We start from the raw sequence: 12,505 nt of genomic DNA on the forward strand, positions 1-12,505 counted from the left end.
TATGACCATTAAAACAAAGGCAGATATTTTCATATCTGCCTTGTTATATGGAGCTCTTGAGCGGATTTGAACCGCTGACCTCACCCTTACCAAGGGTGTGCTCTACCAACTGAGCTACAAGAGCGTAACACTGTGCAACAACAGCAAACCTGGAGCGGGTAGCGGGAATCGAACCCGCATCATCAGCTTGGAAGGCTGAGGTTCTACCACTAAACTATACCCGCGGAGCTTGCGGCTCTCGCTAAAACTGGTGGAGGGAGAAGGATTCGAACCTTCGAAGCTCTCGCAACGGATTTACAGTCCGTCCCCTTTGACCGCTCGGGAATCCCTCCAGAATTGGCCGGCATTCTATTCAGATACCGATCAAGTGTCAAGCGTTTTTTCAAATTTTTTCAATCAAATCTGAAACTTAGCTGCTTTGACACCGCTTCCAGCTCTACCACCTCAGTGGTGTTCCCTGTGAAGCGGGCGCCATTCTATCAAGCTATTCGCCAGTTGCAATACCCTCGCACAACATTATTTTATGTTTTAAGTCTTTGAAATCATGGGAAAGTGTCCCGAGCACGGTTTGGTCCAGCAAACGCTGGCTCTGGGGCGCAATCTGCAACCACAAACCCGTGCTGTCCCCCAGGCGGCCGGTCACTGGAGCAGCAGCGATATCCAGGGTCAGCAAGCGCTGACGCAGCGCTTTTAGCTGATCCTGGCCCACCAAGCCACCTACATAGAGGCACTCCTGGCCACGCTCGGGCGCAGTTTTACCCTTGCTCGACTCGCTCAGCAGACGAATATCCTGCTGATTTCCCTTGTACAGCGACAACGGCGCCACTTCCTTGGCCTTCAACGGCGCTTCCTGCTGGTGCCAGACGTAATAAAAGACGTTGAGCACCACCAACAACAGAAACAACCAACGCATAGGCACCTCAATCCAGGGGACAAGCCATGGCCAGGCCAACAAATACCAGGTCCGGAACCACCCGGGCCTGTGGAGCGGCCTTTTGCACCAGGAGCGCATCGCCCCCGGTCAGCAACACAGTGAAATCATCACCCCACAACTCATGGGCATGCTCAAGCTGCGAGCGGACAAAGCCCTGAAGCATGTGCACGCAGCCACGCTCTACCGCCTCGACGGTAGAACGCCCAGGGGCAAGGCTCGACAGTGCGCGCTCAGCGGAGGCATCGTCATAGCGGATGCGTCGGGTGTGGGTACGCAGCTGGCTACGCATCAACGGCATGCCCGGGCAGATGAAGCCACCCAGGTGCTCGCCGTCGGCCGAAACGAAGTCAGCCTTGGCCGCCGTACCGAAATCCATCACCAGACACGCGCCACGGGCCAAGTGAAAGCCGCCCAGCACCGCAAGCCAGCGATCCAGGCCGAGGCGCTGGTAATCTTCGTAGCCATTGCGTACGCCAGCGACCTCCCTGGCAGGCTGAGCCACCACGACGCTCAAGCCAAAATGCTGGGCGAGCAGCGCCGAAAGGCCAGCGGTCTCCTCCTCACTTCTGACACTGACCAGGCGGCAGCGCCGGGGCGCTGCAGGGAGCGCCGTGACGGCAGCCACCAGGGCCTGATCGGAGTCCACAATGCCGCCGGCAACAACGGCGCCCTCAGTAGCGCTGATGACTCGCCACTTGATAAAGCTGTTGCCACAATCGAGCTCAAGAATCATCACGCAACCTCAAACTGAGCTCACCACCGCTAAAGCTCTTTTCAACACCATCGACCTCGAGGCGCAGCGCCCCTTGCCGGTCAATGCCTAGAACAATTCCGTCAATCCGGTTGACTCCGGCAATCAAGGACACCGCAGCCCCCTGCCACAGATGGGATTGTTCCCACTCGGCCTGGAACGCGGCGAATCCGGATTGCCGATGGCGCTGCAGATCCTGCTGCAGGTTCTGACTGAGCGCAGCCACCAGTTTATTACGATCGACTGCCACCCCTGTCTCACGACGCACTGACGTCCACAACTGATCGATCTGCTCGTTGACCTGCATGTTGACGTTGATACCAATCCCCAGCACGACGTGACAGACGTCCGCAGGATCTCCGACCAGTTCCAGGAGAATACCGGCGATCTTCTGATTGTTTACCAGAACATCATTCGGCCATTTCAGTCCCGCGCCGGCAACACCAAAGGCCTGCAGCGTACGCATTACCGCCAGGCCAACCACTAGGCTCAGACCTTCCAGCTGGCGCATGCCGCCTTCAATACGCAGCACCAGGCTGTAATAGAGGTTTTCCGCGAATGGGCTGACCCACTGACGACCGCGTCGGCCGCGCCCCGCCGCCTGACGCTCAGCCAGCACCAGGAACGGCGCAGCCTGGCCTTCGCTGATTGAGCGCAGGGCCTGGGCATTGGTCGAGTCGATGGATTCGAATATCAATACTGGCCATTGTTCGCCCTGGGAAAGCTCGGCTATGGCCGATTCTTCCAGCAACGACAACGGCGTGGCCAACTGGTAGCCGCGGCCACGGACTTTATGAATGGGCAGGTTCAGCTCAGCCTCAAGAAGCTGTAATTGCTTCCAGACGGCGGCGCGACTGACGCCCAAGGCTGCGCCCAGGTCTTGCCCGGAATGGAACCGGCCATCCTTGAGGAGCTTCAACAACTTCAGCATGCCAATCTCGACTCACAATGAGGAGGGCATGATAGCCATGCAGGTGGGGATTGCATAGAAAACTGAGCTGTAGGAATGGCCCTCTGTGGTCACCGCCCGCAGAGGAAACAGCCAGAAAGACAAAACCCCTACCTGCATGCGCAGATAGGGGTTTCGGAATTTAATCTTGACGATGACCTACTCTCACATGGGGAAACCCCACACTACCATCGGCGATGCATCGTTTCACTGCTGAGTTCGGGATGGGATCAGGTGGTTCCAATGCTCTATGGTCGTCAAGAAATTCTGTTGCCAGAAGGTCTTGTTCAGACACTCCAGCGAATCGGGTATGTGATGTTTGTGAGTTACAAATCTTCGGCTGTGCAGTCTTCACAACACCGCAATCTGGCTTTCGCTCAAATTGCTTGGGTGTTATATGGTCAAGCCTCACGGGCAATTAGTATTGGTTAGCTCAACGCCTCACAGCGCTTACACACCCAACCTATCAACGTCGTAGTCTTCGACGGCCCTTCAGGGAGCTCAAGGCTCCAGTGAGATCTCATCTTGAGGCAAGTTTCCCGCTTAGATGCTTTCAGCGGTTATCTCTTCCGAACATAGCTACCCGGCAATGCCACTGGCGTGACAACCGGAACACCAGAGGTTCGTCCACTCCGGTCCTCTCGTACTAGGAGCAGCCCCTCTCAAATCTCAAACGTCCACGGCAGATAGGGACCGAACTGTCTCACGACGTTCTAAACCCAGCTCGCGTACCACTTTAAATGGCGAACAGCCATACCCTTGGGACCGGCTTCAGCCCCAGGATGTGATGAGCCGACATCGAGGTGCCAAACACCGCCGTCGATATGAACTCTTGGGCGGTATCAGCCTGTTATCCCCGGAGTACCTTTTATCCGTTGAGCGATGGCCCTTCCATACAGAACCACCGGATCACTAAGACCTACTTTCGTACCTGCTCGACGTGTCTGTCTCGCAGTCAAGCGCGCTTTTGCCTTTATACTCTACGACCGATTTCCGACCGGTCTGAGCGCACCTTCGTACTCCTCCGTTACTCTTTAGGAGGAGACCGCCCCAGTCAAACTACCCACCATACACTGTCCTCGATCCGGATAACGGACCTGAGTTAGAACCTCAAAGTTGCCAGGGTGGTATTTCAAGGATGGCTCCACGCGAACTGGCGTCCACGCTTCAAAGCCTCCCACCTATCCTACACAAGCAAATTCAAAGTCCAGTGCAAAGCTATAGTAAAGGTTCACGGGGTCTTTCCGTCTAGCCGCGGATACACTGCATCTTCACAGCGATTTCAATTTCACTGAGTCTCGGGTGGAGACAGCGCCGCCATCGTTACGCCATTCGTGCAGGTCGGAACTTACCCGACAAGGAATTTCGCTACCTTAGGACCGTTATAGTTACGGCCGCCGTTTACCGGGGCTTCGATCAAGAGCTTCGCGTTAGCTAACCCCATCAATTAACCTTCCGGCACCGGGCAGGCGTCACACCCTATACGTCCACTTTCGTGTTTGCAGAGTGCTGTGTTTTTAATAAACAGTCGCAGCGGCCTGGTATCTTCGACCGGCATGGGCTTACGGAGCAAGTCCTTCACCCTCACCGGCGCACCTTCTCCCGAAGTTACGGTGCCATTTTGCCTAGTTCCTTCACCCGAGTTCTCTCAAGCGCCTTGGTATTCTCTACCCAACCACCTGTGTCGGTTTGGGGTACGGTTCCTGGTTATCTGAAGCTTAGAAGCTTTTCTTGGAAGCATGGCATCAACCACTTCGTCGCCTAATGGCAACTCGTCATCAGCTCTCGGCCTTAAGATCCCGGATTTACCTAAGATCTCAGCCTACCACCTTAAACTTGGACAACCAACGCCAAGCTGGCCTAGCCTTCTCCGTCCCTCCATCGCAATAACCAGAAGTACAGGAATATTAACCTGTTTTCCATCGACTACGCTTTTCAGCCTCGCCTTAGGGACCGACTAACCCTGCGTCGATTAACGTTGCGCAGGAAACCTTGGTCTTTCGGCGTGGGAGTTTTTCACTCCCATTGTCGTTACTCATGTCAGCATTCGCACTTCTGATACCTCCAGCAAGCTTCTCAACTCACCTTCACAGGCTTACAGAACGCTCCTCTACCGCATCACCTAAGTGATACCCGTAGCTTCGGTGTATGGTTTGAGCCCCGTTACATCTTCCGCGCAGGCCGACTCGACTAGTGAGCTATTACGCTTTCTTTAAAGGGTGGCTGCTTCTAAGCCAACCTCCTAGCTGTCTAAGCCTTCCCACATCGTTTCCCACTTAACCATAACTTTGGGACCTTAGCTGACGGTCTGGGTTGTTTCCCTTTTCACGACGGACGTTAGCACCCGCCGTGTGTCTCCCATGCTCGGCACTTGTAGGTATTCGGAGTTTGCATCGGTTTGGTAAGTCGGGATGACCCCCTAGCCGAAACAGTGCTCTACCCCCTACAGTGATACATGAGGCGCTACCTAAATAGCTTTCGAGGAGAACCAGCTATCTCCGAGCTTGATTAGCCTTTCACTCCGATCCACAGGTCATCCGCTAACTTTTCAACGGTAGTCGGTTCGGTCCTCCAGTCAGTGTTACCTAACCTTCAACCTGCCCATGGATAGATCGCCCGGTTTCGGGTCTATACCCAGCGACTAAACGCCCTATTAAGACTCGCTTTCGCTACGCCTCCCCTATTCGGTTAAGCTCGCCACTGAATATAAGTCGCTGACCCATTATACAAAAGGTACGCAGTCACCTAACAAGTAGGCTCCCACTGCTTGTACGCATACGGTTTCAGGATCTATTTCACTCCCCTCTCCGGGGTTCTTTTCGCCTTTCCCTCACGGTACTGGTTCACTATCGGTCAGTCAGTAGTATTTAGCCTTGGAGGATGGTCCCCCCATATTCAGACAAAGTTTCTCGTGCTCCGTCCTACTCGATTTCATGACTAAGAGATTTTCGCGTACAGGGCTATCACCCACTATGGCCGCACTTTCCAGAGCGTTCCGCTAATCTCAAAGCCACTTAAGGGCTAGTCCCCGTTCGCTCGCCACTACTAAGGGAATCTCGGTTGATTTCTTTTCCTCAGGGTACTTAGATGTTTCAGTTCCCCTGGTTCGCCTCTTGCACCTATGTATTCAGTACAAGATACTCAGCTTATGCTGAGTGGGTTCCCCCATTCAGAGATCTCCGGATCAAAGTCTGTTTGCCGACTCCCCGAAGCTTATCGCAGGCTACCACGTCTTTCATCGCCTCTGACTGCCAAGGCATCCACCGTATGCGCTTCTTCACTTGACCATATAACCCCAAGCAATCTGGTTATACTGTGAAGACAACATTCGCCGAAAACTTGTAATTACTCACAAATTTTACCTTAGCCTGAACACACACCAGTGAAAGTGCTGTCCAGTCTATCTTTCTATCACATACCCAAATTTTTAAAGAACGATTCTGAAAAAGTTCAGAAATCAATATTCGATACGAATATTCATTTCTAAGCTTTGACACGGTAGCAAGGGGTGGTGGAGCCAAGCGGGATCGAACCGCTGACCTCCTGCGTGCAAGGCAGGCGCTCTCCCAGCTGAGCTATGGCCCCAACAAGAAACTGGTGGGTCTGGGCAGATTCGAACTGCCGACCTCACCCTTATCAGGGGTGCGCTCTAACCAACTGAGCTACAGACCCAGTTAAGAGCTGTTACCGATATCGTCTTCTTCAATGAATCAAGCAATTCGTGTGGGAGCTCATAAGACAGCTGATGTCTGTCGATTAAGGAGGTGATCCAGCCGCAGGTTCCCCTACGGCTACCTTGTTACGACTTCACCCCAGTCATGAATCACACCGTGGTAACCGTCCTCCCGAAGGTTAGACTAGCTACTTCTGGTGCAACCCACTCCCATGGTGTGACGGGCGGTGTGTACAAGGCCCGGGAACGTATTCACCGCGACATTCTGATTCGCGATTACTAGCGATTCCGACTTCACGCAGTCGAGTTGCAGACTGCGATCCGGACTACGATCGGTTTTGTGAGATTAGCTCCACCTCGCGGCTTGGCAACCCTCTGTACCGACCATTGTAGCACGTGTGTAGCCCAGGCCGTAAGGGCCATGATGACTTGACGTCATCCCCACCTTCCTCCGGTTTGTCACCGGCAGTCTCCTTAGAGTGCCCACCATAACGTGCTGGTAACTAAGGACAAGGGTTGCGCTCGTTACGGGACTTAACCCAACATCTCACGACACGAGCTGACGACAGCCATGCAGCACCTGTGTCAGAGTTCCCGAAGGCACCAATCCATCTCTGGAAAGTTCTCTGCATGTCAAGGCCTGGTAAGGTTCTTCGCGTTGCTTCGAATTAAACCACATGCTCCACCGCTTGTGCGGGCCCCCGTCAATTCATTTGAGTTTTAACCTTGCGGCCGTACTCCCCAGGCGGTCAACTTAATGCGTTAGCTGCGCCACTAAAATCTCAAGGATTCCAACGGCTAGTTGACATCGTTTACGGCGTGGACTACCAGGGTATCTAATCCTGTTTGCTCCCCACGCTTTCGCACCTCAGTGTCAGTATGAGCCCAGGTGGTCGCCTTCGCCACTGGTGTTCCTTCCTATATCTACGCATTTCACCGCTACACAGGAAATTCCACCACCCTCTGCCCTACTCTAGCTTGCCAGTTTTGGATGCAGTTCCCAGGTTGAGCCCGGGGATTTCACATCCAACTTAACAAACCACCTACGCGCGCTTTACGCCCAGTAATTCCGATTAACGCTTGCACCCTCTGTATTACCGCGGCTGCTGGCACAGAGTTAGCCGGTGCTTATTCTGTCGGTAACGTCAAAATACTCACGTATTAGGTAAGTACCCTTCCTCCCAACTTAAAGTGCTTTACAATCCGAAGACCTTCTTCACACACGCGGCATGGCTGGATCAGGCTTTCGCCCATTGTCCAATATTCCCCACTGCTGCCTCCCGTAGGAGTCTGGACCGTGTCTCAGTTCCAGTGTGACTGATCATCCTCTCAGACCAGTTACGGATCGTCGCCTTGGTGAGCCATTACCTCACCAACTAGCTAATCCGACCTAGGCTCATCTGATAGCGCAAGGCCCGAAGGTCCCCTGCTTTCTCCCGTAGGACGTATGCGGTATTAGCGTTCCTTTCGAAACGTTGTCCCCCACTACCAGGCAGATTCCTAGGTATTACTCACCCGTCCGCCGCTGAATCGAAGAGCAAGCTCCTCTCATCCGCTCGACTTGCATGTGTTAGGCCTGCCGCCAGCGTTCAATCTGAGCCATGATCAAACTCTTCAGTTCAATACTGCTTGGGTTTTGAGAAAACCCTAAACTTGGCTCAGCAATCTCAAATGACTTACTTTCAAATCTTTCGATTTTCGTGTAGCCACTTGTGATGCTGATAATCTTTTTGACTATCAGTCTGAGCTCACAAGCACCCACACGAATTGCTTGATTCAGTTGTTAAAGAGCGGTTGGTTAAGAGCCTTTCGTCTCAACCGAGGCGCGCATTCTACGCTTTCCTCAGAGCCTGTCAAGCGTTTATTTTGAAGTTTTTCGTTTCACTTCAAACACTTGACTCGCTGCGATCTCTCGTAGCGGGAGGCGAATTCTACAGCGTTTCAAACCGCTGTCAACCGCCTTTTTCACCGCTGCCGATCTTTCGATCGAAGCACCTCCGGATGACCCTGAAACCGCTAACTCTTTGAAACTCAAGGAGTTTTCAGTTCCGACTGCGCCGGAAGTGGGGCGAATTATAGAGAGATCTGCGGGGGCGTCAAGGACTTATTTCAACTTTGTTTCAGCGGGGGCGTTTTGGCTATAAGTAGCAAGCTTCAAGCTGCAAGTAAAAGCAGAGGCACCGCGCTCAACTTGTAGCTTGCAGCTTATAGCTTGCCGCTACCGCCTACTCAGCCTTGAGGGTAACCCGGGCAAATGCCTTCTTGCCCGCCTGGCATACATGGGTCGCGCCAAGTGCAAACATGAAATCACGATCAACCACCGCACCGTCGACCTTCACCGCGCCGCCATTGAGCAGATCCCGCGCCATCGCCGAGTTCTTCACCAGACCCGCGCGGTTCAACACGGCAGCGATCGGCAAGCCTTCAGCCGCAGAGACCTCAACCTCAGGCAGATCCTCCGGCAACTCGCCCTCTTTCATACGGTTACCTGCCGCGCGGTGAGCATTGGCGGCAGCCTCCTCGCCATGGAAGCGGGCAACGATCTCTTCCGCCAGCTTGATCTTAATGTCACGCGGGTTTGCGCCATTGGCGACATCGGCACGCAACTGCTCGATCTCTTCCATGGAACGGAAGCTCAGCAGTTCGAAGTAACGCCACATCAGGGTGTCAGGAATCGACACGAGCTTGCTGTACATCACCCCAGGGGCTTCCTGGATGCCGACATAATTGCCCAGGGACTTGGACATCTTCTTCACGCCGTCGAGCCCTTCGAGCAGCGGCATGGTCACGATGTTCTGTGCTTCCTGGCCGTAAGCACGTTGCAGCTCGCGCCCCATAAGCAGGTTGAACTTCTGGTCGGTACCGCCGAGCTCGACGTCGCACTTGAGTGCCACCGAGTCATAACCCTGCACCAGCGGATAGAGGAACTCATGGATCGCGATCGGCTGGTTGGTGGTGTAGCGCTTGTCGAAGTCGTCGCGCTCGAGCATGCGCGCCACGGTGTACTGCGACGCCAGGCGAATGAAGTCGGCCGGGGTGAGCTTGTCCATCCAGGTGGAGTTGAACGCGACTTCGGTCTTGGCCGGGTCGAGAATCTTGAACACCTGCTGTTTATAGGTCTCGGCGTTATCCAGTACCTGCTCGCGGGTCAGCGGCGGACGGGTAGCGCTCTTGCCGCTCGGGTCACCGATCATGCCGGTGAAGTCGCCAATCAGGAAGATCACCTGGTGACCCAGGTCCTGGAACTGGCGCAGCTTGTTGATCAGGACGGTATGCCCCAGGTGCAGGTCAGGCGCAGTCGGGTCAAAACCCGCCTTGATCCGCAGCGGCTGCCCGCGCTTGAGCTTCTCGACCAACTCGGACTCGACCAGTACCTCTTCCGCTCCACGCTTGATCAGCGCTAGCTGCTCTTCAACCGACTTCATAACAGACCCGTAAGGCTCAGATTCAAAGGGACCCAACCATACAAGATCAGCCATCAAATACAAGTTTTTGCCCCGAGTGTGACCTCGAAGCCGACTGATGACGTCTGCGCGCTTGCGCTGAAGGGGATTTGGTTATATTTTATACAGTTATTTCATCTTCATCATGTCATTCATCTTTTCCACTTCATCTATTTCAAAGTCAATTCATCTATGACCAACGAACCGCCTAAAGCGCCCCCGCTTTATCCGAAGAGCCACCTGTTGGCCGCCAGCGGCATCGCCGCCTTACTCAGCCTGGCCTTGCTGGTGTTCCCATCCAGCGAGGTCGAAGCCAAGAAAACCACCCTGAACCTGGAGCTGGAAAGCCCGGCAGAGCAACTCAAGCAGGAACAGGACGCCCCACTTACCCAGAACACCGACGCCGCCCCCTCGCCGTTTGCGCAGATCGACAACAGCGCCGCAGCAACCGAGGAAACCGCTAAGACCGAGCCTGCGCCCGCCGCTGCCGAAGCCGCGCCAGCCAAGGACCCAAGCCACCGCGAAGTCACCGTAAGCCGCGGCGATACCCTGTCGACCCTGTTCGCCAAGGTCGGCCTGCCGGCTACCGCTGTGCATGAAGTGCTGGCCAGTAACAAGCAGGCCAAGCAGTTCAGCCAGCTCAAGCATGGCCAGGTACTGCAGATCGAACTGGACAAGGACGGTCAGCTGGCCAGCCTGCACAGCAAGCTCAGCGACCTGGAAACCATTCGCCTGACCAAGAGCGCAAACGGTTACGCGTTCAACCGTGAAATCAGCAAGCCCGTGGTGCGCTCGGCCTATGTACATGGCGTGATCAAGAGTTCGCTGTCGGCCTCGGCCCAGCGTGCCGGCCTGAATCACAACCTGACCATGGATATGGCGCGCATCTTCGGGTATGACATCGACTTCGCCCAGGATATCCGCCAGGGCGACGAGTTCGACGTGATCTATGAACAGAAGGTCATGAACGGCAAGGTCGTCGGTACCGGCAATATCCTCTCTGCCCGCTTCACCAACCGCGGCAAGAGTTTCACCGCAGTGCGCTACACCAACAAGCAGGGCAACACCAACTACTACACCGCCGACGGCAACAGCATGCGCAAGGCGTTCATCCGCACTCCGGTTGATTTCGCCCGCATCAGCTCGCGCTTCTCGGCTGGCCGCAAGCACCCGATCCTGAACAAGATCCGCGCGCACAAAGGTGTCGACTACGCAGCACCACGCGGCACACCGATCAAGGCGGCCGGTGACGGTAAAGTGCTGCTGGCAGGCCGCCGCGGCGGCTACGGCAACACCGTGATCATCCAGCACGGTAACCGCTACCAGACCCTGTACGGGCACATGCAGGGCTTCGCCAAGGGCGTGAAGACCGGCGGCACCGTCAAGCAAGGGCAAATCATCGGCTACATTGGCACCACCGGCCTGTCTACCGGCCCGCACCTGCACTACGAGTTCCAGGTCAACGGCGTCCACGTCGACCCGCTCGGGCAGAAGTTGCCAATGGCTGACCCGATCGCCAAGGCCGAGCGCCAGCGTTTCCTGCAGCAAAGCCAGCCACTGGTCGCGCGCATGGACCAGGAAAAGGCCACCCTGCTTGCTTCGAGCAAGCGTTAAGCAATGCCGCTCTATCTGGGTGTGATGTCCGGGACCAGCCTCGATGGCCTGGACATCGCCTTGATCGAACAGGAGCAGCAACTCACGCTGCTCGCCACCCATTACATCCCCATGCCCGCCGACCTGCGCCAGGACCTGCTGGCCCTGTGCGCCAGCGGGCCGGACGAGATTGCCCGCGCCGCCCTGGCCGAAAACCGCTGGGTGCAGCTTGCCGCCGAAGGTATCCAGCACCTGCTGGCCGCGCGCAACCTCACGCCCGAGGCCATTCGCGCCATCGGCAGCCACGGCCAGACCATCCGCCACGAACCGGCGCGCGGCTTTACCGTACAGATCGGCAACCCGGCGCTGCTGGCTGAGCTTACCGGCATCAGCGTGGTCAGCGACTTCCGTCGCCGTGACGTTGCCGCCGGCGGCCAGGGCGCTCCCCTGGTACCGGCCTTTCACGAAGCCCTGTTCGCCCATCAGGGCCAACGCCTGGCGGTGCTCAATGTCGGTGGCTTCAGCAATCTGAGCCTGATCGAACAGGACAAACCAGTCAGCGGCTTCGACTGCGGGCCGGGTAACGTGCTGCTCGATGCCTGGATTCAGCAGAAACAAGGGCACAGCTATGACACCAATGGTGCCTGGGCGGGCACCGGCCAGGTTATCCCAGGCCTGCTCGCCTCGCTGCTGAGCGATCCGTTCTTCGCAGGCAGCGGCCCGAAAAGTACCGGCCGCGAAGTGTTCAACCTGCCTTGGCTCAATCAGCACCTGGCCCCTCAGCCAAGCCTTCGGGATGAAGACGTGCAGGCCACCCTGCTGGAACTGACCGCCCGTAGCATCGTCAGCTCGCTGCAAGCGGCACAGGATGATACCCAGGCACTGCTGGTCTGCGGCGGCGGCGCCCACAACAGCGTGCTGATGCAGCGCCTGGCAGACCTGTTGCCCAATGCCCGGGTCAGCAGCACTGCCGCTTGCGGGATCGACCCTGACTGGGTTGAGGCCATGGCCTTTGCCTGGCTGGCCCACTGCTGCCTGCAGCGCATCCCCGCCAACCGCCCCAGCGTCACCGCTGCCCGTGGCCTGCGGGTACTGGGCGCGATCTACCCGGCATAACTCGCAGACAGCAAAACGCCGCGCATCAGCGCGGCGTTTGCGGTAC

The 12,505-nt window shown here is 56.1% G+C and carries 6 protein-coding genes, 5 tRNA genes and 3 rRNA genes; 2 read left to right on the top strand and 12 right to left on the bottom strand.

The features are described 5' to 3' along the window. Positions 1-48 precede the first annotated feature (48 nt). From LOY22_RS24115 to tyrS, 12 genes are all read right to left on the bottom strand, one after another. A tRNA-Thr gene (locus LOY22_RS24115) sits at positions 49-124 on the bottom strand. Positions 125-150: 26 nt separating this feature from the next. Further along, positions 151-224: transfer RNA gene (locus LOY22_RS24120), tRNA-Gly, on the bottom strand. 24 nt (positions 225-248) lie between these two features. Further along, positions 249-332 (bottom strand) — tRNA-Tyr (locus tag LOY22_RS24125). 152 nt (positions 333-484) lie between these two features. Further along, positions 485-913, bottom strand: coding sequence for a hypothetical protein (locus tag LOY22_RS24130; protein ID WP_045202405.1), 429 nt, complete (start codon positions 911-913; stop codon positions 485-487). A gap of 7 nt (positions 914-920) precedes the next feature. Continuing rightward, positions 921-1,667, bottom strand: a complete 747-nt coding sequence (locus LOY22_RS24135; RefSeq protein WP_045202403.1) for a pantothenate kinase — start codon at positions 1,665-1,667, stop codon at positions 921-923. Further along, positions 1,657-2,616: a bifunctional biotin--[acetyl-CoA-carboxylase] ligase/biotin operon repressor BirA gene (birA, locus tag LOY22_RS24140; protein WP_258595105.1), complete on the bottom strand. Its 960-nt coding sequence runs from the start codon at positions 2,614-2,616 to the stop codon at positions 1,657-1,659. The genes LOY22_RS24135 and birA overlap by 11 nt, the downstream gene beginning before the upstream one ends. A 164-nt stretch (positions 2,617-2,780) precedes the next feature. Further along, a 5S ribosomal RNA gene (gene rrf, locus LOY22_RS24145) occupies positions 2,781-2,896 on the bottom strand. Positions 2,897-3,031: 135 nt separating this feature from the next. Continuing rightward, positions 3,032-5,921 (bottom strand): 23S ribosomal RNA (locus tag LOY22_RS24150). A 222-nt stretch (positions 5,922-6,143) separates the two neighbouring features. After that, positions 6,144-6,219 (bottom strand) — tRNA-Ala (locus tag LOY22_RS24155). Positions 6,220-6,229: 10 nt separating this feature from the next. Beyond that, a tRNA-Ile gene (locus LOY22_RS24160) sits at positions 6,230-6,306 on the bottom strand. A gap of 85 nt (positions 6,307-6,391) precedes the next feature. After that, positions 6,392-7,928: ribosomal RNA gene (locus LOY22_RS24165) — 16S ribosomal RNA — on the bottom strand. The 16S, 23S and 5S rRNA genes sit together here with 2 tRNA genes alongside, the layout of an rRNA operon. A gap of 604 nt (positions 7,929-8,532) precedes the next feature. After that, complete coding sequence (tyrS, locus tag LOY22_RS24170; protein WP_045199348.1) at positions 8,533-9,732, bottom strand: tyrosine--tRNA ligase; 1,200 nt, start codon at positions 9,730-9,732, stop codon at positions 8,533-8,535. 210 nt (positions 9,733-9,942) lie between these two features. On the opposite strand from tyrS, the gene LOY22_RS24175 reads away from it, so the two are divergent. Then, positions 9,943-11,364: a peptidoglycan DD-metalloendopeptidase family protein gene (locus LOY22_RS24175; RefSeq protein ID WP_045199347.1), complete on the top strand. Its 1,422-nt coding sequence runs from the start codon at positions 9,943-9,945 to the stop codon at positions 11,362-11,364. A 3-nt stretch (positions 11,365-11,367) separates the two neighbouring features. Further along, positions 11,368-12,459, top strand: a complete 1,092-nt coding sequence (locus LOY22_RS24180; RefSeq protein ID WP_045199345.1) for an anhydro-N-acetylmuramic acid kinase — start codon at positions 11,368-11,370, stop codon at positions 12,457-12,459. Positions 12,460-12,505 lie beyond the last annotated feature (46 nt).

The organism is Pseudomonas sp. B21-035, assembly GCF_024748945.1.
Lineage (GTDB): Bacteria > Pseudomonadota > Gammaproteobacteria > Pseudomonadales > Pseudomonadaceae > Aquipseudomonas.

What these genes read in the sequence shown, in the direction of transcription:
- LOY22_RS24135 (WP_045202403.1), bottom strand. Translation starts at nt 1,667, where the DNA reads ATGATTCTTGAGCTCGATTGTGGCAACAGCTTTATCAAGTGGCGAGTC.
- birA (WP_258595105.1), bottom strand. Translation starts at nt 2,616, where the DNA reads ATGCTGAAGTTGTTGAAGCTCCTCAAGGATGGCCGGTTCCATTCCGGG.
- LOY22_RS24180 (WP_045199345.1), top strand. Translation starts at nt 11,368, where the DNA reads ATGCCGCTCTATCTGGGTGTGATGTCCGGGACCAGCCTCGATGGCCTG.
- tyrS (WP_045199348.1), bottom strand. Translation starts at nt 9,732, where the DNA reads ATGAAGTCGGTTGAAGAGCAGCTAGCGCTGATCAAGCGTGGAGCGGAA.
- LOY22_RS24175 (WP_045199347.1), top strand. Translation starts at nt 9,943, where the DNA reads ATGACCAACGAACCGCCTAAAGCGCCCCCGCTTTATCCGAAGAGCCAC.
- LOY22_RS24130 (WP_045202405.1), bottom strand. Translation starts at nt 913, where the DNA reads ATGCGTTGGTTGTTTCTGTTGTTGGTGGTGCTCAACGTCTTTTATTAC.